15 protein-coding genes and 1 other RNA gene are annotated in these 16,524 nt (G+C 68.1%); 7 read left to right on the forward strand and 9 right to left on the reverse strand.

The annotated features are described in order from the left end of the window. Nucleotides 1-16: 16 nt before the first annotated feature. Entirely contained in the window at nucleotides 17-2,335 is a 2,319-nt protein-coding gene (locus AACH40_RS14515; protein WP_338642996.1) for a TonB-dependent receptor, read from the forward strand. Nucleotides 2,336-2,339: 4 nt separating this feature from the next. Here AACH40_RS14515 and AACH40_RS14520 read toward each other — a convergent pair whose 3' ends face one another. From AACH40_RS14520 to AACH40_RS14535, 4 genes are all read right to left on the reverse strand, one after another. After that, entirely contained in the window at nucleotides 2,340-3,464 is a 1,125-nt protein-coding gene (locus AACH40_RS14520; RefSeq protein WP_338642997.1) for a VacJ family lipoprotein, read from the reverse strand. Nucleotides 3,465-3,617: 153 nt separating this feature from the next. After that, on the reverse strand, nucleotides 3,618-3,995 hold the full coding sequence (locus AACH40_RS14525; protein WP_338642998.1) for a DUF4919 domain-containing protein: 378 nt from the start codon (nucleotides 3,993-3,995) through the stop codon (nucleotides 3,618-3,620). Nucleotides 3,996-4,039: 44 nt separating this feature from the next. After that, nucleotides 4,040-4,375 carry a YbaB/EbfC family nucleoid-associated protein gene (locus AACH40_RS14530; RefSeq protein ID WP_169491611.1) on the reverse strand — a complete coding sequence of 112 codons (336 nt, stop codon included), beginning with the start codon at nucleotides 4,373-4,375 and terminating at the stop codon, nucleotides 4,040-4,042. Continuing rightward, nucleotides 4,372-6,222 (reverse strand): DNA polymerase III subunit gamma/tau, encoded by a 1,851-nt coding sequence (locus AACH40_RS14535; protein ID WP_338642999.1) that lies wholly within the window; start codon nucleotides 6,220-6,222, stop codon nucleotides 4,372-4,374. Before AACH40_RS14535 ends, AACH40_RS14530 begins: the two co-directional genes overlap by 4 nt. 99 nt (nucleotides 6,223-6,321) lie before the next feature. On the opposite strand from AACH40_RS14535, the gene AACH40_RS14540 reads away from it, so the two are divergent. Further along, a complete protein-coding gene (locus AACH40_RS14540; RefSeq protein ID WP_338643000.1) occupies nucleotides 6,322-6,813 on the forward strand; it encodes a DUF4188 domain-containing protein in 492 nt (163 codons plus the stop codon). Between the two features lie 32 nt (nucleotides 6,814-6,845). Here AACH40_RS14540 and ffs read toward each other — a convergent pair. From ffs to hrpB, 3 genes are all read right to left on the reverse strand, one after another. Next, nucleotides 6,846-6,940: signal recognition particle sRNA small type (gene ffs, locus AACH40_RS14545), an RNA gene on the reverse strand. 55 nt (nucleotides 6,941-6,995) lie between these two features. Further along, nucleotides 6,996-7,274, reverse strand: coding sequence for an ETC complex I subunit (locus tag AACH40_RS14550; protein WP_169491608.1), 279 nt, complete (start codon nucleotides 7,272-7,274; stop codon nucleotides 6,996-6,998). A gap of 77 nt (nucleotides 7,275-7,351) precedes the next feature. Beyond that, the gene (gene hrpB, locus AACH40_RS14555) at nucleotides 7,352-9,799 is read right to left on the reverse strand and encodes an ATP-dependent helicase HrpB (RefSeq protein ID WP_338643001.1); all 2,448 of its coding nucleotides are present in this window, start codon (nucleotides 9,797-9,799) and stop codon (nucleotides 7,352-7,354) included. A 127-nt stretch (nucleotides 9,800-9,926) separates the two neighbouring features. On the opposite strand from hrpB, the gene AACH40_RS14560 reads away from it, so the two are divergent. Together AACH40_RS14560 and AACH40_RS14565 are read left to right on the forward strand one after the other, a co-directional pair. Further along, nucleotides 9,927-10,943 carry an aldo/keto reductase gene (locus AACH40_RS14560; protein ID WP_169491606.1) on the forward strand — a complete coding sequence of 339 codons (1,017 nt, stop codon included), beginning with the start codon at nucleotides 9,927-9,929 and terminating at the stop codon, nucleotides 10,941-10,943. 146 nt (nucleotides 10,944-11,089) lie between these two features. Beyond that, complete coding sequence (locus AACH40_RS14565) at nucleotides 11,090-11,239, forward strand: hypothetical protein (RefSeq protein ID WP_338643002.1); 150 nt, start codon at nucleotides 11,090-11,092, stop codon at nucleotides 11,237-11,239. A 220-nt stretch (nucleotides 11,240-11,459) separates the two neighbouring features. Here the strand turns inward: AACH40_RS14565 and AACH40_RS14570 are convergent, their stop codons facing one another. Continuing rightward, complete coding sequence (locus AACH40_RS14570; protein WP_338643003.1) at nucleotides 11,460-12,473, reverse strand: polyprenyl synthetase family protein; 1,014 nt, start codon at nucleotides 12,471-12,473, stop codon at nucleotides 11,460-11,462. Nucleotides 12,474-12,597: 124 nt separating this feature from the next. On the opposite strand from AACH40_RS14570, the gene AACH40_RS14575 reads away from it, so the two are divergent. Next, nucleotides 12,598-12,894: a chorismate mutase gene (locus tag AACH40_RS14575; RefSeq protein ID WP_338643004.1), complete on the forward strand. Its 297-nt coding sequence runs from the start codon at nucleotides 12,598-12,600 to the stop codon at nucleotides 12,892-12,894. 16 nt (nucleotides 12,895-12,910) lie between these two features. Here the strand turns inward: AACH40_RS14575 and AACH40_RS14580 are convergent, their stop codons facing one another. After that, a complete protein-coding gene (locus tag AACH40_RS14580) occupies nucleotides 12,911-13,378 on the reverse strand; it encodes an Lrp/AsnC family transcriptional regulator (protein ID WP_169491602.1) in 468 nt (155 codons plus the stop codon). A gap of 266 nt (nucleotides 13,379-13,644) precedes the next feature. On the opposite strand from AACH40_RS14580, the gene AACH40_RS14585 reads away from it, so the two are divergent. Both AACH40_RS14585 and AACH40_RS14590 read left to right on the forward strand, forming a co-directional pair. Beyond that, nucleotides 13,645-15,471 (forward strand): HAMP domain-containing sensor histidine kinase, encoded by a 1,827-nt coding sequence (locus AACH40_RS14585; protein WP_338643005.1) that lies wholly within the window; start codon nucleotides 13,645-13,647, stop codon nucleotides 15,469-15,471. 14 nt (nucleotides 15,472-15,485) lie between these two features. After that, nucleotides 15,486-16,487, forward strand: a complete 1,002-nt coding sequence (locus AACH40_RS14590) for a polysaccharide deacetylase family protein (protein ID WP_338643006.1) — start codon at nucleotides 15,486-15,488, stop codon at nucleotides 16,485-16,487. Nucleotides 16,488-16,524 lie beyond the last annotated feature (37 nt).

Raw genomic sequence — 16,524 nt, forward strand, 5'->3', positions numbered from 1 at the left:
CATCGTCGGGGGAAACGTGAAACCTGAAGGTTACCAACAAAAGCGATCGATCGCGCGCGTCGGACTCGCTTCGCTGGCGCTAAGCGGCGCATCGCCCCTTGCCGCCCAGCCCGCGGCTCAGACCAACCCTCAGATCGTGGTCACCGCCCCCGGCGGCGGGATCGACCGCGATGATGCGCTGGAGATCGACCGCGACGCGGTATCGCGCGCCGGCCGGCCCGATGCGCTCGGCGCGCTGGTACGCAACATCGCCGGGATCACGCTGCAGGATGCGCAGGGCAATCCCTGGCAGCCCACGCTCGCCTATCGCGGCTACCTCGCCTCGCCGCTGCAGGGCGAGGCGCAGGGGCTTGCGGTCTATCTCGATGGCGGTCGCTTCAACCAGCCGTTCGGCGATACCGTTGGCTTCGATCTCATCCCCGACGCTGCGATCCGCCGCATCACGCTGCTCGATTCGAGCCCGGTCTATGGCTTCAACGCGCTGGGCGGGGCACTGGTGATCGAAACCGCAACAGGCCGCAGCGATCCGGGCTTCACCATGAGCCTTTCGGGCGGCAACTACGGTCGGCGCGAGGCGGTAGTCTCGGCAGGCGGCGCGCAGGACCGGTTCAGCTGGTTCATCGCCGGGCAGGCCCGTCGCGAGAACGGCTGGCGCGACCACAGTCCCTCGCAGCTCGCCAACCTGTTCGCCGACGTGGGCTTTGACGACGATTCGACCGGCGGCATCCATGCCAAGCTGCTCGTCGCGGATACCGACCTGACCGGCAATGGCGCCGCTCCGGTCGACCTGCTTGCCGCGCGGCGCTCGGCGGTGTTCACCTGGCCCGACCGCGCGCGCAGCCGCTACACCCGCCTCAGCCTGCATCCGCGCCTGCTGCTTGGATCCGACAGCCGGATCGAGGCGACGCTTTACGGACAGGACCTCAGGCTGACCGGGCTGAACGGCGATACCGCCGACATCGCGCCCTGCCCCGACGACGAAGCCCGGCTCTGCGCACTCGACCTTGAGGACGAGGACGCGCTGCTGGTCGGTATGGACAGCCTCCGCGCCGGCCCGCCCGCCAGCGAAGCGCCGATCTACGGCGTGCTCAACCGCGCCATGCTGCACACCCGCAGCGGCGGCGTGCTGGTGCAACTGATCGACGAACGCCCGCTGCTGGCTGGCACCAATCGCCTCGCCCTAGGGATGAGCCACGATGCGGGTCGCACCGACTTTGCAACATCGGTCGAAGTCGGACGCGTAGGCGAAGACCGCCAGGTCACTGGCCTGGGCCAGAGGCTTGCGCCAGGTGGCCCGATCGGCCCCATCTCGGTCCAGGCGCGCAACAGCGCCTGGGGCCTCTTCCTCTCGGACACTGTCCCGCTGCTACCCGGCCTGCAGGCCGAAATAGGGCTGCGCTGGAATCAGGGCAAGATCACGCTCGAGGACCGGCTGGGTGACGATCTCGACGGCAGCCATCGCTATTCGCGCGTCAATCCCGGCATCGAGTTCGACTGGGCCGTGACCAGGGGCCTGTCGCTGCGGGCCGGCTATTCCGAAACCAACCGCATGCCGACCCCGGCGGAACTGTCCTGCGCCGATGAAGAGGCTCCCTGCAGCCTCGCCAACTTCTTCGTTGCCGATCCCCATCTCAAGCAGGTCGTCGCGCGCAGCCTCGAAGCAGGCGCGGTGGCCAGTGGGCGCGTCGCCGGCTGGCAGCTCGACGGACTGCTTTCGCTCTACCGGACCGTGAATCAGGACGATATCCAGCATGTCGCCTCGCGCGTGCGGGGCCGCTCATGGTTCACCAACATCGGCCGCACGCGCCGGCAGGGCCTCGAAGCCACGCTCAAGCTCGCCCGTAACGGCTGGCGCATCGGGGCAAGCTATGCCTTCACCGATGCGACCAGCCTGTCGGCATTGACCCTGTCCAGCCCGGACAACCCCTTCGCCGATCCGGATACCGGCACGATCCGCGTCGAACGCGGCAACCGCCTTCCCGGCATCCCGCGCCACAGCGCCACCCTGTCGATGGACTATGATGCGAAACGCTTTGGTCTCGGCGGCGATCTCGTCGCGCGGTCGGGCCAGGTTCTGTTGGGCGACGCGGCCAATCTCGATCGCCCGGTTCCGGGCTACCTCATCGCCAACCTGCGCGCTCGGCTGGCGCTGGGGCGCGGGGTTTCGCTCACCGTCGAAGTGCAGAACCTGTTCGATCGCCGCTATGCGACCTTCGGCACCTATGGTGAAATCGGCGAGGTGCCGCTGCCCGAAGCACCCGACGCCGATGGCACGCGCTTCTATGGCCCCGGTTCCCCCCGGCGCTGGACGGTCACCGTCTCCGCGAAGTTCTAATGATCTAGCGCTTTTCCGGCAGCGGCTGGACCACCGGGTTCGACACGAAAGTCGGCGCAGGCGGCGGCGCTGGCACGGCAGCCGCCACTGGCGCGGGTGTAGGCTCGGCGGCCGGCGGCACAACCGTTGCCGGAGCTGGTGCTACCGGAGCAGGCACCGGCTTCTTGTCGCGGCCGCGCAGATGGTCGATCTCGGCCTGGCGCTGCGCAAGGTAGGCCTTGCGATAGGACCCATAGGGATCGTCGCTTTCGCGCATCTGCCGCAGCTCGGCATCGGTCTGCACGCGATCGTCGAGCGACTTGATGACGTTCGAGGCGACGACATAGGCCGGATTGGTCAGCGGCTTGCCCACCGCCGCCGGCAGCAGGGCACGGTCGATGGTCAGGCCGATCACGTCGCGCAGCGATGTCGGGCCGACCAGCGGCAGGAACAGGTACGGCCCCGGCCCCACGCCGTAGTATCCCAGCGTCCAGGCAAGGCCGTTGCGGCGATAGGGCAGGTTGAACGGCTTGGCCTTGGCCACGTCGATCAGCCCGCCGACGCCGATCGTGGAATTGATCGCGAAGCGACCGACGGTTTCCGCTGCCTTGCCCGGCTTCAGCTGCAACAGGAAATTGAGCGCGACCACCGGCTCGGTCAGGTTCGACAGGAAATGGCGCAGGCCCGCGCGCACCGGGCTCGGCAGCGCCTTCTGATATCCGCGCGCGAGCGGTGCAACGAACTTGTCGTCGACCTTCTGTACCACCTCGTAGGATTTCAGGTTCACCGCCTGCATCGGATCCTGCGGCGGCGGCTTGCCGTGCCCGGACACCACGATCTCGTTGCCTTGGACGGGCGGCGGCGGGGGCGTGGTACCGCCAGCAGCGGTTGCCGGTGCGGCGGGATCCGGCGCAGCAGGCGAAGGTGCGGCGGCATCGGTCCCGGCTGCCGGAGCAACCGGCGCAGAACTGGAGGGCGCGGCCTCGGAGGAGGCCGGCTTCGCGGACGCGGATGGCACGGGTCCGGATGTGACAGGTACCGTCGCATCCGGCGCAGCCGTGGCCGCAGGCGTTTGGGTGGCGGTGACGGGAACAACAGGGGCCGGCTGGGCGGCCAGGGCCGCGGCTGCAGCCAGGGTGGACAGGCTCAAGGCGTCTTTTGCTCCTCGTGAACGGTCGGGCGGGCAAAACCACGCGTTCCGTTACACCGCCTTATAGAAAACTGTCACGTTGTCGACACAACTCGCCGCTGCGCCGCAATGGGAAGCGACCAACGGCGCGCCACGCAAGCTGGCCGGATCGGGTCAGTGATGAGCGCGCTTGCGCCTGGCAGGCGAATGGCGAGGAGCCTTGCCGACCTGGGCCAGGTTGAACCACATCTGGCGCGTCTCGCCGGTCTTCACCACCCGCACGGTCAGCACGTCGAACTTGCCGCCCTCGGTCACCGATTCCTGCGAAACCGGCGTCGCACCCAGCAGGTTCACGATCGCATATTCATCGCGCAGGCGCGTGATCGGATAAGCCGTTTCGCGCGACGCGCCATCGCCCTTGGCCATGATTGCCTGAAGCCGCGGGGTCAGCGTTGCCGCCTTCGCCACCGGCACGACCGCCTTGCTCGCCGGCGGGACCGGTTCCGAAGTTGCGGCCGTTGCCAGAGCCAGCGCCGCGATCAATGCCAACATGTCCTACCCCCTGCTTGAACTCTTCAATGGCGCGGCCCGTCCGGTCAGAACGGCAGCTTGAAGCCCGGCGGAATGCCGGCCGCCATCTGCACCTTCTGCATTTCCTCGCCAGCCGCCGCGTCGGCCTTGGTGCGGCAATCATTGAACGCCGCCGCGATCAGGTCTTCGAGGATGCCCTTTTCCGACACCACCAGCAGGCTGTCGTCGACGCTCACGCCGATCACCCGACCCTTGGCCGAAGCGCGCACCTTCACAAGGCCGCCACCGGCCGCGCCTTCGACCTCGATCGCGTCGAGGCGCCCTTGCGCGTCCTCCATCTGCTTCTGGATCGTCTCGGCGGCCTTCTGGGCGGCCTGGATCATTTCTTCCATCGACTTCATGCGCGTCTGCTCCACGGCTTGCGGGAATGCTCGAGCGAGCTTTCCTCGTCGACGATCTTCGCCTGCGGGAAGGCAGCAAATGCCGCCTTCACAAGGGGATCGTCCATCATTTCGTTCTCGGCCTGCTTGTCGCGCAGTTCCTTCGCTTCGACAAGGCTCGGCAGCGCGATGACGCCGTCGCCCGCCTGTCCGCGCTCCACGATCCAAGGCTCGCCGGTGGCGCTCTGCAGTGCCTTGCGGATGTCCTGCGTCGGATCGCCCGGCAGCCCCGGCGCCTGTTCATAGCGCAGGTACCCCTGCCGCAGCTCGATCACCCGCACGGAAAGCCGCATCGACGATCCGGTCAGGGGGGACAGGTGCTCGACCTGTTCGACCAGCTGCTCCCAGTCGAGCGCGACCGGCACCGGTGCCGCACGCGCCACCGGCCCTGCTTCGCCTGGCGCGCCTTCGCTCGCCTGGACGACCACGGGGCGAGAGGCGATCTCCTCCAGCTTCTTCACCAGCCCAGAAGGATCGGGCATGTCCGCGGCGTGCAGCACGCGCAGCAGCGCCATCTGCGCCGCAGCGAGCGGATCGGGGGCCGTGCGCACTTCCTCGTGGCCCTTGAGCATCAGCTGCCACAACCGGTGCAGCTGGCCTGCGCTCAACGCCTTGCCCCAGTCCTCCAGCGCCTTGCGCTCTTCGGCGGAACGGCCGTCGGCACTGCCCGACACCTGCGCCACGGTCACCTTGTGGACGATGTCCATCTGCGCCCGCATCAGCGCGACCGGCTCGATACCCAGCGCATACTGGTGCGCCACTTCGGCCAGCAGCGCATTGCCATCGCCGCTCAGGATCGCCCCGAACAGGCGGCGCTGCATCGTCTTGTCGGCAAGGCCGAGCATCTCGCGCACCGCTTCGGCGGTCACTTGCGTCGGGCCTTCGCCTCCGGTCGCAAGGTCGGCATGGCTGATCGCCTGGTCCAGGATCGACAGACCGTCGCGCACCGAACCTTCGGCCGCCGCCGCGATCATCGCCAGCGCCTCGTCCTCGGCCTCGACGCCCTCCTTGCCGCAGACCATGCCGAAGTGGCTGGCGAGCAGGCTGGCGGGAATACGCTTCAGATCGAAGCGCTGGCAGCGGCTCAGCACCGTGACCGGCAGCTTGTCGACCTCGGTCGTGGCGAACAGGAACTTCACATGCGCCGGCGGCTCTTCCAGCGTCTTGAGCAACGCGTTGAAGGCATTGCGGCTCAGCATGTGGACTTCGTCGATGATGTAGATCTTGTAGCGCGCGCTGACCGCGGCATAGCGCACCGCCTCGATGATCTCGCGCACGTCGTCGACACCGGTGTGGCTCGCCGCGTCCATCTCGATAACGTCGATGTGCCGCCCTTCGGCAATGGCGACGCACGGTTCACACACGCCGCACGGGTCGATCGTGGGCCCGCCCTGCCCGTCCGGCCCTACGCAGTTCAGCGCCTTGGCGATCAGCCGCGCGGTGGACGTCTTGCCCACCCCGCGGATGCCGGTCATCAGGAAGGCGTGCGCGAGCCGGTCGCGCTTGATCGCGTTGGCCAGTGTCTGGACCATCGCGTCCTGCCCGATCAGCTCGGAGAACGTCTGCGAACGGTACTTGCGCGCCAGCACGCGATAGGGCGTGGCGGGCGCCATCACCGGCTTGGCCTCTGTCTCGGGCGCAGGGGGAGTTACGGCAGCTGGCGCCGCAGCGGAAGCCAGCGCTGGCGCCGGTGCCGGCGCAGGATCGCCGAACATCGATGCCTGCCCCGCCGCCTCGAGCTCGTCGGCGCTCGGGCCCTTCTCTTCCTCCTCGGGAAGATCGCCAAACATGTCGGTGGATTCGCCCATCACCGCCTTAGGTAGGGCCTCCCCCGTCACTTGTCGAACGGGTCACGCGCAGTTCGTCGTGGATTGCGAGATTGCCTATCTATGATAGGTTGCCGACTCATGAGCAAGCTCCTCACCGCGCGGATGACGGCCGACTACGACGGCCCGCTGGTGATCTTCATCATCGGCATGCGGATCAACCGCGCGCTCAAGGTGCACAAGTGGCTTCCCGTGATCCGGGCGATGGGTCCGATGATCGCCGAACTCACGCCCTGCCAGGGCTTCCTCGGCTGGCAGCCGATGCTCGCCGGCCTGCGCACCGTCACGCTGATCCAGTACTGGCGCGATTTCGACAGCCTGGAAACCTACGCCCGTGCCCGCGACAAGCGGCACTGGCCGGCCTGGGCCGCGTTCAACAAGGCCGTGGGCACCGACGGGACCGTGGGCATCTTCCATGAAACCTACGTCGTCGCGCCTGCCGGGCACGAAGCGATCTACGTCAACATGCCGCCCTTCGGCCTTGGCCGCGTCGGCAACCTGGTCCCCGCCGAAGGAAGGCGCAGCGAAGCGCGCGAGCGGATGAAGCAGGCCGGCACCGCGCCCGACGCCTGAAAAAGAAAAAGGCGGCCTGAAGACCGCCTTTTCGAAAAGGAGCCGGGCGACCCGCCGCAACTCGTTGTGGCTGCTTCCTTCCGGACCTGACCAGGTTGGCGAACGCAAACGTCCACCCGACTCCCGGCCCGCCATATGGTGCGGCGCAGGCGGTTTGTCCAGCCCGCTTACCGCCAGCCTGCTTACTTGAAGTTGTCGGCGTAGCTCTGCAGCTTCAGCCGCTTGGGCGGCGTCGGGATCACGTGCGCCGCAATGCCGTACTTGTCGGCATAGGCCTTGGCCTCGTCGAGCGAGCCGAAGCTCAGCGTCACCTGCGCCTGCGTGTCGCCGGACCCGGCCCAGCCCATCAGCGGATCGGGGCGCTGCGCCTCCGACCGTTCGAATTCGAGGAGCCAGTCGCTCGTCCGGGCCTTGCCGGACTGCATGGCGTTCTTCGGGCGCTGGTAGATGCGTGCGGTCATGGCGCGAGGCTTTCTTGCGAATCGCGTCGCAAATCAAGTCCGCATTAGAGGCAGCCGCTCGCTTACTTTCCGCCCACCTACTTCCGCGAAGCCTCGAACGCGTTGCGGGTCTTGAGGCTGGGGTCCTCGGTCCACGGCGTCTCGGGCCAGCGGTGCTTGGGGTAGCGGCCCTTCATGTCCTTGACCACGTCCTTCCACGATCCGCGCCAGAACCCCGGCAGGTCCGCCGTCGTCTGGATCGGCTTGCCCCCGGGCGAAGTCAGCGACAGCAGCAGCGGCCGCGGCGGCTGACCGACGGCGGGATGGCGGTCCAGCCCGAACAGCGCCTGCACACGCAGTTCCACCATCGGCCCGCCTTCGTGGCCATAATCGATCGCATGGCTCGTGCCGGCGGGCGAGCGGAACTCGGCCGGCGCCAGCTTGTCCAGCGTCTGCCGCTCGTTCCAGTCGAGCCGGTTGAGCAATGCATCGTGCAGCTTGCTTGGGGGAACGTCGAGATCGCGCCGCCCGGCCAGCACCGGCGCCAGCCAGTCGTCCAGATCGGTGATCAGCGCCGCCTCTGAAAGCGCCTCAAGCCCCGCATAGGTCCCGCGCACGATCAGCGCCCGCGCGCCTGCCCCCAGCGGCAGTATGCCAAGGCCCTCTGCCCGCACCCGCTCCAGCAGCAGTGCCACCACCGCGTCGGGATCGGGCTTCGGATCGGGCACCCGCGCCAGCACCACCTGCCCCAGTCGCCGCTCCAGCCGCGCCTCGACCCGGCCTGCCTCGACGTTCCACGAAAGCGCGTGACGCTCTTCCAGCCGATGCCCCAGCCAGCGCGCGATGTCGGCTTCGTCCAGCGCGATGCCGCCCGTGATCCGCGCGCCCTTCGCCTCGCCCTGCGCATCGCCGATGACCAGCCATTTCGCCGTCACCAGCGGCGATGCCGGATCCAGCCGGTAGCCCCGCCCACCAGACGCCAGCCATTCCTCGCCGCTGGCAGAGCGCGCCCGCGCGATCCGGTCTGGAAAGGCTTCGGCCAGCAGCACGCCCAACGGAACGTCCGCCGCCCCGCCCTTGCCCGCCAGCTTGCGCGCCATTTCGGCCCAGCGCCCCGCCAGCTTGCGCGATGCCTCGACCCTCGCCCCCCGCTCGCCGTTCCAGCGGTCGAGCCGCAGCGCCAGATCGTCCGAACGCCCGCCAAGCCCGCGCTCCTGCAGCAGCAGAACCAGCCGCGCGGCCTGCGTCTCGCAAGCCCGCGCGGCCGCAAACAGCAGCATGTGCGCCAGCGCGGGCTCCATCGGCAGCCGCGCCATCGCCCGGCCGTGATCGGTGATCCGCCCCTCGCCATCGAGCGCGCCCAGCGCCCGCAGCTGCGCCTGCGCCGCCGCCATCGCCGGGGCAGGCGGCGGATCGAGCCAGGCCAGCGCGCCCGCATCGGCCGCGCCCCATTGCGCCAGCGTCAGCGCCAGGGGGCCGAGGTCGCTGGTCAGGATTTCGGGCGGCTCGAACGCCGGCCGCCCGGCGTGCCCGGCCTCTTCCCACAGGCGGTAGGCGACGCCCGGCCCCTGCCGCGCCGCGCGCCCCGCGCGCTGGTTCGCAGCGGCTTGGCTGGCGCGATGCGTGACCAGCCGCGTAACGCCCGCCACCTTGTCGAACTCCGCGCGGCGCGAAAGCCCCGCATCGACCACAACCGACACGCCATCCAGGGTCAGCGAGGTTTCGGCGATGCTCGTCGCCAGCACCACGCGCCGGCGCCCTTGCGCATCCCGCCGGATCGCCGCGCGTTGGCCCGCAGGTTCCACCTGTCCGTGCAACGGCAGCACCAGCGCGGAAGGCAACTTCTCGCGCAGCAGGTCGGCGCAGCGCTCGATCTGGGCCACGCCGGGCAGGAAGGCGAGGATGTCGCCGTCCTCTTCCCGCCACGCCTGCATCACCGCCGAGGCGACCTGCTGCTCCACCTTCAGGTCCGCCCGCGCGCCCAGCCAGCGCAATTCGAGCGGGAACGCCCTCCCCTCGCTCTCCACCACCGGCGCGTCACCCAGAAGGCGCGCGAACCGCGCCCCGTCCAGCGTCGCCGACATGACCACGATACGCAGGTCCTCGCGCAGCACGCCCTGCGCCTCGATCGCCAGCGCAAGGCCCAGATCGCTGTCGAGGTGCCGTTCGTGCGCTTCGTCGAACAGCACCGTCGAAACCCCGGCCAGCTCCGGATCGTTGAGGATCGTCGCCACGAAGATCGCTTCGGTCATCACCAGTACGCGCGTTCGGGCCGACCGCTTGGCGTCGAGCCGGGTGACATAGCCGATCGTGCCACCCGCTTCCTCGCCCAGCAGTTCGGCCATGCGCTCGGCCGCCGCGCGCGCCGCCACGCGGCGGGGCGACAGCACGATGACCTGGCCGGTGCACCATGGCTCGCCGATCAGCGCGGGCGCCACCGCGGTGGTCTTGCCCGCTCCCGGCGGAGCGATCAACACGGCGCTCGGCCCCTCGCGCAGCGCATCGAGGAGGTCGGGCAACACGGCATGGATCGGAAGCTCGCTCACACAGGTCGCCTTAGCCCCCGCCAAAGCGCACCTGCAAGCTGCACACGTCTTGACCGCGTCATCCGGCGACGGCAGTCAGGTTGCGAAAAGAAACCGGCCACAGCGGCCCATGGGGGAATTTCGCAATATGCAACACCGCCGCCTCGGCACATCCGCCATCGTCGTTTCGGACATCTGCATGGGCACGATGACCTTCGGCAGCCAGACCGACGAGGCCGAAGCCTTCCGCGTGCTCGACGAATGCTTCGACGCCGGCATCAACTTCTACGACACCGCCGAAGGTTATCCCGTGCCGCCCGATGCCAAGTGGGTCGGCCGCACCGAAGAGATCGTCGGGCGCTGGATGAAGACCAAGCCACGCGACGCCATCATCCTCGCGACCAAGGTTTCCGGCCCCAGCCACGTCTGGTTCAAGAGCCCGCTGCGCTCCGGCATGACCGCGCTCGATCGCCGCAACATCGTTACCGCGATCGAAGGCAGCCTGAAGAAGCTGCAGACCGACTACATCGATCTCTACCAGACCCACTGGCCCGACCATGACACCCCTTACGAGGAAACCATGGAAGTGCTCGACGAGCTGGTCCGCGCAGGGAAAGTCCGCATCCTGGGCTGCTCGAACGAAACCAGCTGGGGCCTGATGAAGTCGATCGCCGCCAGCGAGCGCGTCGGCGGCGCACGCTACCAGACGATCCAGAACAACTTCAGCCTCAACAACCGCCGCTTCGAAGACGAACTGGCCCAAGTCTGCCGCAAGGAAGGCGTCAGCCTGATTCCCTATTCGCCGATCGCCGGTGGCGTGCTGGCGGGCAAGTACAACGGCGGCGCCCGGCCCGATGGCGCGCGCTTCTCGCGCTATCTCGCCATGGAAGGCCGCCAGGCCGCGATGGGTCGCCGCTTCGTCAACGACAAGTCGCTGGCCTCGACCGAACGCTTCGCCGCCATCGCCGCCGAACACGGGCTCGATCCAGTGACGTTCGCAGTCGCCTGGTCGAAGCAGCACGATTTCGTCGCCTCCACCATCGTGGGCGTTTCCAGCCAGGCGCAGGTCGCCCCGATCCTCGCGGCGGCCGATCTCGTCCTTCCCGACGAAGCGATGAAGGCGGTCGACAAGGTCAGCCGCGAAATCATGTACCCCATGGGTTGATCTGGTCAGCCCTGCACGCCGGGGTCTGGCGCCGCGTCGAAATCCCGACGTGCAGGGCTCGACGTGCAGGACCCGACGTGCAGGGAATGCCGCGCTCATCCGTTCATGACCGGTACGGGCGCTTTGCGCTATCGGGGGCGCACGGCATGAAGACCACCTTTGAGATTGTCATCGCGCTGGCGACCAGCATCCTCTTCACCGGGGCGGCTGTCGGCGCGGGCATTCTCGGCATCGGCGTGGTCTCGGCCGGCGGCTGCTTCTGGCTCTGGCGCAAGCTGCGCAGGCCGCGCTCCTGACAGACACGCGCGCCCCAGGATTTTCCTACCCCGGCACGGTCGTGGCACAAATGGCGCCATGTCTTGCCTGCGCGCCTTGCATGAACAACTAATCGCCCCAGGCGATCAATTTCGTCTTACTGATCGATTGCAATTATTCCCCAGGACACTGTCAACTTTGTCAACTTGGCCTCCGAAGGCCGGTTTGACGGTCGCGAATCAGGGGCGGTTCAGTGCGGGGTCAGAACCGGCGAGCGACGGCAAATTCGGCCGCTTCCGTCATTGCCGCCTTGGCCGCGCCATCGGGGAAGCGGGCAATCGCATCGATCGCGCGGGCGGCATAATGGCGGGCCCGTTCGCGCGTCGCGTTGACGGCATCGTGGCGGCGGATCAGCGCCACTGCATGCGCCAGGTCCTCGTCCGAATTGCGGTCGCCGGCAATGGCTGCGCGCCAGAACGCCCGCTCGTCCTCGGTGCCGCGCGCATAGGCCAGGATCACCGGCAGGGTCATCTTGCCCTCGCGGAAATCGTCGCCCTGGTCCTTGCCCATTTCCGATGCGTCGGAATCATAGTCGATCGCATCGTCGGCCAGCTGGAACGCAATGCCAAGGTTGCGGCCATAGGCATCGAGCGCCATCTCGTCCTCGTCCGACCGTTCCGCCACCACGGCGGCGATCCGGCAGGCGGCGGCGAACAGCGCGGCGGTCTTGGCGTTGATGATGGCGAGGTAGCGCTCCTCGCTCGTCTCGATCTGGCGCTGGGCAACCAGCTGGTCCACCTCGCCCTCGGCGATCACCGCGCTGGCATTGGACAGGATGCGCAGCACCTTCAGGCTGCCGTCCTCGACCATCAGTTCGAAGCTGCGGCTGAACAGGAAGTCGCCCACCAGCACCGTCGCCGGGTTGCCGTAGACGATGTTCGCGGTCTTCTTGCCGCGGCGCATGTCCGAGCCGTCGACCACGTCGTCGTGCAGCAGGGTCGCGGTGTGGATGAACTCGACCGTGGCGGCGAGCTTGTAGTGCCGGCTGCCGCCGTAGCCGAGCAGGCTGGCGCTGGCGAGGGTCAGCATCGGGCGCATCCGCTTGCCGCCGCCCGCGATCAGGTGGCCGGCCAGCGCCGGGATCAGCGGGATGCGCGACTGCATGCGATCGAGGATCACCGCATTGACGCTGTTCATGCCATCGGCGACCAGCGCCATCAGCGGCTGCAGCGAAGGTGCGGCCTTGCGGGGAAGCGGGTGGACGTTTCCAGTCATCGTTTGCCCGATTGGCGAACGGTCCCGCGCTTGGCAAGTCGCAAGTTGCGCCTTAGGGGACCCGTCGGGCAATTCGCAGCCGGGGACGGACCCGGGTGTGGGCCGGGCAAGCGGGGATTTCGAGATGAGCGACGATCAGGTTCTGGCCGGGTACCGCCAGAGCATCGACAACATCGATGCGGCGATGATCCATATCCTGGCCGAACGGTTCCGCATCACCCAGGCTGTGGGTGCCTACAAGGCCGCGAACAAGCTCCCCGCCTCCGATCCGGGGCGCGAAGAGCGCCAGATCGCCCGCCTGCGCAAGCTGGCCGAGGACGCCCGGCTCGATCCCGAATTCTCCGAAAAGTTCCTGCGCTTCATCATCCAGGAAGTGATCCGCCACCACGAACAGGCGGCATCAGGATCGCCGGCGGCCTGACCGAAGCAGGCCGGCTTCAGTCTTCCAGCGGAACGCCCGGCAACTGCTTGGCGGTGCGGATGGTCAGGCTGGTCTTGACGCTCGCCACGTTCGGCGCGGGAGTCAACTTGCTGGTCAGGAATTCCTGGAAGCTCTGCAGGTCGCGGCTGACGATCTTGAGGATGAAGTCGATCTCGCCATTGAGCATGTGGCACTCGCGCACTTCGGCCAGCGTGCGCATGTGCTCCTCGAACTGGCGCAGCGATTCCTCGGCCTGGCTCTTCAGGCTGACCAGCGCGAAGACGGTGATCGCAAAGCCGAGCTTCGAGGAATCGAGATCGGCGTGATAACCCCGGATAACGCCCGCTTCTTCCAGCGCGCGGACGCGGCGCAGGCACGGCGGCGCGGTCAGGCCGACGCGCTGCGCCAGCTCGACGTTCGTCACCCGTCCTTCGTCCTGCAATTCGGCGAGCAGCCGCCGGTCGATCGCGTCCAGTGTCGCCATTCTTTCCTACCGCAGCCCAGCCTGCGACCTTCCGCCTAAGACCGGGCGAGGAACCTTGTCGACCGGGACCCCGGCAACTTTCCACACCCAATCGGCGTAAAGACGATAATAATGTTGTGACATACCGCAATCGTGCCACATTGCAACGCAATCAATGTGGACCTTTCAGGCGATTCCACAATTTGTTAGGGTCTCGTAAGCTAGCGCTGCCGGCCCGAAACGGCCATGGTGTGGCCGCCCGCCAGGGTCAGGAGAGCAAGGCTGCAATGATCGTTGACGACCGCCTGGCAACCGTGTTGCGCACGAATGCGACGGGGCGGCTGTCCTTGCGGATCCAGTTCCGCCAGCTGGCCGACCTGCTCGGCAGGGAGATGGCAACGCCGCCCACGCCGGTGCAGGCCGCCGCACTCACCCGCCTCGAAACGATCGCCGATACGCTGGACGAAGACGATTGCGCTTCGCTGCTGCGCTCGGGCGGTCTGCGTTCGCCCGCGCTCGTCTGGCGCTTCGTCCAGCGCAGCCCGGAACTGGCGATGGCGGCAGTGGCCGGTGCCAACCTGTCCGAAGCCGACTGGCTCGATCTGATTCCCGAATTGCCGGTGCGCGCACGCGGCGCGCTGCGCCATCGCCGCGATCTGGGCGACAAGGTCCACGATCTGCTCGCCCGGCTCGGCGTCAACGATTTTGCGCTGCCCGAACCCGACGACTATGTGCCCCAGCCCGTGATGGCCGCGGCAATGGCGATAGCGAACGCGCCGATCCGGACGCCCGAGCCCGAACCGATCGCCGACGATGCAGCGCACGACGACGAGCGCGCGCCCGAGCACAGCTACAAGCCTGACGACGGACAGACGCCGCCGCCGCTCGAACTCGTTTCGGCGCAGCAGGAAAGCCTGCTTTCGCCCCCGCAGCGGGAAGGCATCGGCGACATCGTCCGTCGCATCGAGGCCTTCCGCCGCTTTCGCGAAAGCCAGCCGCCCGCGCGGGCCACGGACGAAGAGGCGGAGCTGGAAGCCGCCGCCGCCGAAGCGCCCGCCCCGCGCATCGTCACCGCGATCGACATCCGCATCGATGCCGAAGGCATGATCGTGGCCGCCGATGCCGCCCACGCGCCGATGCTGGTCGGCCATCGCCCCTTCACCGGCGAAGTCGATGCCCCCGCCACCTGCGATGCCGACACGCTGCGCGCCTTCCGTTCGCGCCTGCCGGTCGAAGCCGGGCTGATGACATTCGAAGGAACCGCGCCGGTCGCCGGTTCATGGCGCGTCGATGCCGTCCCATCGTTCGCTCGCGAAGGCGGCCATTACACCGGCTATCACGCCCGCCTGCGCCGCCCCGAACCCGTGCGCGCGGCAGCGGCGGCCAACGATGACGAAGGCGACAGCAGCACCGATCGCCTGCGCCAGCTCCTTCACGAACTGCGCACCCCGATCAATGCGATCCAGGGTTTTGCCGAGCTGATCCAGCAGCAGATCTTCGGACCAACCCCGCACCAGTATCGCAGCCTTGCCGCCAGCGTCGCCTCCGACGCCGCGCGCATGCTGGCAGGGTTCGAGGAAGTCGAGCGGCTTGCCCGGCTCGAGACCGGCCAGGTCGAGCACGAAGGCGGCGAGACCGACCTGTGCGCAGTGCTGACCCGGCTGGTCAGCCAGCTCGAACCTGCGATCGGCCCGCGCGAAGTGCGCCTGCGCCTGGCCATCCCCGAATCCCCGGTGATGGTCGCGATCGAACCCATCGAGCTTGAACGCATGCTGTGGCGCATGCTGTCGGTGATTGCCGCATCGGCCGCGCCGGGCGAACGTCTGTCGCTCTCGTTGGGCGAGGCTGCCGGCTATGCCCGGCTGGTCCTGCCGCTGCCCTCGGCCCTGGCGATGCGCGACGATGCCGCGCTGTTCGCGCCCGACAACCGGACGACGCCCAGTTCGCCGACGCAGGCCATGCTGGGCAACGGCTTCGCCTTGCGCCTTGCCGCAGCCGAAGTCCGCTCGGTGGGCGGACATCTTGCCCGCAGCGCCGCCCGGCTGCTGGTCGATCTGCCGCTTGCCGGCGCCCACCCTGCGGCTTCGCCCGAACGCCCGCGCGGCGTCGCCTGAACGCCGCCCCCTCGATGCGCCAGTCCGGCATCCTAGACCTGCCGCGCCCGGAAGATTTCGTCCGTTTCGCATCCGATTTCGGTCAGCGCTTCCTGGTCACGATCGACGCGGAAGAGGAGTTCGACTGGTCCAAGCCGTTCGAGCGCACCGGCCATGGCCTTGCCCACGTGCCGCGCCTCGCCAAGTTCCAGCAGTTCTGCGAAGGCTTCGGCGTGACTCCGCTATGGCTGGTCGATCACCCGGTGGCCGGTGATCCGCGCGCGGCCGAAGCGCTTGGTCCAGCCGTGCGCGAAGGGCGCGCCGACATCGGCATACAGCTGCATCCCTGGGTCAGCCCGCCGCATGTCGAAGAACTCAACGTCCACAACAGCTTTGCCGGCAACCTGCCGCCCGAGGTGGAGCGGGCCAAGATCAGGGCGTTGCGCAATCTCGTCGAACAGGCGTTCGGTGCACCCCCGCTGGTCTATCGCGCCGGCCGCTATGGCGTGGGCCCGGCCACGGCCCCGATCCTGGGCGAATGTTCGATCGCGATCGACAGCTCGGTGCGCTCGCGCTTCGATTATTCGAGCCATGGCGGGCCCAATTTCCGCGATCATCCGGTCATCCCCTGGTGGATCGACCGCACCCGCGGGCTGATGGAGCTGCCGCTGACCACGGTGTTCTGGGGCCCGCTGCGGGGACAGGGGCACTGGCTGTACCCCGCGCTGTGGCGGGTTCCCCGTCTGCGCGGGCTACTGGCGCGCACCGGCCTGCTCGAACGCATTCCGCTGACGCCCGAGGGGATCAACGCCGACGAAGCGCTGCGCGGCATCGACATCGCGCTCGACGATGGCTTGCCGGTGCTGGTGTTCTCGTTCCACAGCCCTTCGCTGCGCCCCGGAAACACCCCCTATGTGCGTGACGAGGACGACCTTGACCGCCTGTACGATTGGTGGCGCAAGGTCTTTGCCTACCTGCAGCAACGCGGCGTCCGTCCGACGGGCGTTCAAGAACTGATGCGCGCCGCACAGGTTTGAGCCCGGCTTGCCAAGCGCGGCTGCCGCCACTAACGCA

It is taken from the genome of Novosphingobium olei, from assembly GCF_037076535.1.
Classification (GTDB): Bacteria; Pseudomonadota; Alphaproteobacteria; order Sphingomonadales; family Sphingomonadaceae; genus Novosphingobium; species Novosphingobium olei.

Coding starts and splice junctions, on each gene's coding strand:
- AACH40_RS14580 (WP_169491602.1), bottom strand. CDS start 13,378: ATGGCGACACTGGACGCGATCGACCGGCGGCTGCTCGCCGAATTGCAG.
- AACH40_RS14535 (WP_338642999.1), bottom strand. CDS start 6,222: ATGGGCGAATCCACCGACATGTTTGGCGATCTTCCCGAGGAGGAAGAG.
- AACH40_RS14570 (WP_338643003.1), bottom strand. CDS start 12,473: ATGACTGGAAACGTCCACCCGCTTCCCCGCAAGGCCGCACCTTCGCTG.
- AACH40_RS14550 (WP_169491608.1), bottom strand. CDS start 7,274: ATGACCGCACGCATCTACCAGCGCCCGAAGAACGCCATGCAGTCCGGC.
- AACH40_RS14540 (WP_338643000.1), top strand. CDS start 6,322: ATGAGCAAGCTCCTCACCGCGCGGATGACGGCCGACTACGACGGCCCG.
- AACH40_RS14575 (WP_338643004.1), top strand. CDS start 12,598: ATGAGCGACGATCAGGTTCTGGCCGGGTACCGCCAGAGCATCGACAAC.
- AACH40_RS14590 (WP_338643006.1), top strand. CDS start 15,486: ATGCGCCAGTCCGGCATCCTAGACCTGCCGCGCCCGGAAGATTTCGTC.
- AACH40_RS14560 (WP_169491606.1), top strand. CDS start 9,927: ATGCAACACCGCCGCCTCGGCACATCCGCCATCGTCGTTTCGGACATC.
- AACH40_RS14585 (WP_338643005.1), top strand. CDS start 13,645: ATGATCGTTGACGACCGCCTGGCAACCGTGTTGCGCACGAATGCGACG.
- AACH40_RS14565 (WP_338643002.1), top strand. CDS start 11,090: ATGAAGACCACCTTTGAGATTGTCATCGCGCTGGCGACCAGCATCCTC.
- AACH40_RS14530 (WP_169491611.1), bottom strand. CDS start 4,375: ATGAAGTCGATGGAAGAAATGATCCAGGCCGCCCAGAAGGCCGCCGAG.
- AACH40_RS14525 (WP_338642998.1), bottom strand. CDS start 3,995: ATGTTGGCATTGATCGCGGCGCTGGCTCTGGCAACGGCCGCAACTTCG.